The organism is Mesorhizobium sp. M2A.F.Ca.ET.067.02.1.1 (genome assembly GCF_004023285.1).
Taxonomy (GTDB): Bacteria; Pseudomonadota; Alphaproteobacteria; order Rhizobiales; family Rhizobiaceae; genus Mesorhizobium.
This window is the reverse complement of record NZ_RZSB01000883.1, coordinates 1-2222: the sequence shown is the minus strand read 5'-3', so window position 1 is coordinate 2222 and position 2222 is coordinate 1. Positions and strand designations below refer to the sequence as shown.

Annotated in this window: 2 protein-coding genes; one reads left to right on the top strand and one right to left on the bottom strand. The window is 66.2% G+C overall.

Annotation, left to right across the window (positions count from 1 at the left end; all coding sequences use genetic code 11):
* Nucleotides 1-242 (top strand): hypothetical protein (locus EOA28_RS39730; protein WP_210214989.1); only part of this gene is annotated, 242 nt, incomplete at its 5' end.
* A gap of 909 nt (nucleotides 243-1151) precedes the next feature.
* Here EOA28_RS39730 and EOA28_RS33200 read toward each other — a convergent pair.
* Nucleotides 1152-2132, bottom strand: a complete 981-nt coding sequence (locus EOA28_RS33200) for a GlxA family transcriptional regulator (protein ID WP_127249934.1) — start codon at nucleotides 2130-2132, stop codon at nucleotides 1152-1154.
* Nucleotides 2133-2222: the final 90 nt, after the last annotated feature.

Below are 2222 nucleotides of genomic sequence, written 5' to 3'. Positions count from 1 at the left end.
CCCCTACCGCTGCGCGAAAGGCGATCGAACTGGCCAACGCGCAAGGTGCGTGCCGCACAGAGCAAACAGAGCGCGCCACGCGTTCCGCCGCAGTTTCCCTCGCCGGCCAGGATGGCAAACTTGTCCGTCAAACAGGCTTGCAGGGCAAGATCAAAGCGAAGATGCCAGGATCACCGAAACGGGATCTGGTGGAGACGACGATTACGCTCCCCGACGCCTTGCTGCCGCCCCCGCCTCGATGACCATCGCCAGGAGCACAATTGGGTTAGCACGAACGCATGCCGCAGGAGGGTCCCGAAATGGGCAAATACGTGGCAGTCGCCATGATGATAGCAGTCGCTACCGGACCGGCGGCGGCCCTTGATGTCGGTGGTAGCGGCAAGGTCGGCGGCGTTGGCGTTGGCGCTGGAGTGAGCGCCGGATCGCAAGGTGTTTCCGCAGGGGTGGGGGCAAGTTTCGGCGGTGCGGGCGGCGCAAGTGTTGGCGCGTCAGCGGGCACAGGAGGCGTAAGCGTTGGTGCGTCGGCGAGCGCAGGTGGGACGAGTGTCGGCGCGTCCGCGAAGGCTGACACAGGGTCAGTCGGCGCGGGCGTTTCGGTTGGCAGTGCTCCAGACAGCGCAAGCGCGGGCGTTTCAACAGGTGCCGGCACAGCAACGTCAGGCACCACGGTCGCCGCGCCCCCCGACGACCCCACCGTTCTCTCTACCAAAAGCGCAACAACCGCGATCGGCCTGCCATCCACCCTCAAGCCCTCGAGCAACGGTGCCGGCGAGTTTGGGCGATCCACAGCGGGCTATCCTTTTGCGCCCCTGTTATCGCTGAAAGCGAAGCCAGGCACGCCGACCAACGTCGTGAGCGCGTGCCGTGCGGCGATCGTGTCGGCCGCGACGCCCCTTGGCGCCGTGCGCGTATACGCGGTCAGCGCCGGTCCGATGCGCCAACGCAAAGCCGGTCTGGCGGCGCCGATCGAGGTGCGAATAAATTATGCGCTCCGAGGTGGCGTCCAAGTGCGACAAGCGAAAGTCCTGTGTCGCCTTGGCGCAACGGGAAAGGTTGTCGCGGTAACGTAGCAACCGGCCGGCATTGGCCTGGACACCGGCGGAGTTGCCCGCTTTACCGAGATCGTGCACAGGGCCCGCTACTTGGCACCGCTACCTGGCAACGTCATTCGCCACTGTCCGGTTCGGGTGCCTCAGATGGGTCGGCGTGATGCCGGTCTGCTGGCGGAAGACGCGGCTGAAATGGCCGGCATTGGGGAAGCCGCAGCGATAGGCGATCTCGCCGATGGCGAGGTCGCTGCCTTCCAGCAGCGACTTTGCGTAGTGCACCCGCAGCGCCAGGTAGGCGGCCATCGGGCCGATGCCGAGCTCGGCGCCGAACAGGCGCTCGAGCTGGCGGCGCGAGCAGTTCATCCTGGCGGCGATCTCGGCGACCGAGAGCGTTTCCTGCAAATTGCTCTCCATCAGGAGCAGCGCCCGCTTCACCGCGCGGCTGGCGGCCGCAGGGAAGAGATCGCCGACCGGTTGCACGTCGCGGCTGGAGCGGATGCGGTCGAGCACCAGGATCTTGGCCGCCTTCTCGGCCGCCTTCTGGCCGATGAATTGCGAGACGAAATAGCCAGCGAGGTCGGCGGCACCGGTGCCGCCAGCGCAGGTGGCGCGGCCGCGATCGACGGAATAGAGGCTGTCGGCATGGGCGCTCACATCGGGGAACTCGGCGCGGAAATCCTTGATGTGGAACCAGCTGACCGCGGCGCTGTAACCGTCGAGCAATCCGTAGCGCGCCAAAACGAAGCTGCCGGTGCAGAGGGCGGTCAGCGGCACGCCCTTTTCGGCGGCGCGCATCAGGAACGCCTCCTTTTCCGAACTCAGCCTGCGGCTGGTGTCGAGCAGGCCGCCGACCACCACGACATTGTCGAAATCCTCCGGATTGCCGATCGCCTTGGTCGGCAGCAATTCGACGCCACAGCTGGCGCGGATCGGCAGGCCGCGCTCGCCAACGATCTCCCAGTCGAACTCGACCCGGCGGCTGCGGTCGCCCTCGTCGCCGGCGAGCCGCAGCGTGTCGATGAACAGCGACAGCGGCGAGAGCGTGAAATCGCGCACCAGGAGAAATGCGAACTTCTTGGCCATCGGCTTCCGGGATCGTCCATCGTTCGGCCGCAGCTTATGCGGAAATCCTTGCGGCGAGCCCTCTGAATACGACGCGCATGAGGTCGCAAC

Excerpts from the sequence above, each read along its gene's own strand:
- EOA28_RS33200 (WP_127249934.1), bottom strand. The coding sequence starts at position 2,132 with ATGGCCAAGAAGTTCGCATTTCTCCTGGTGCGCGATTTCACGCTCTCG.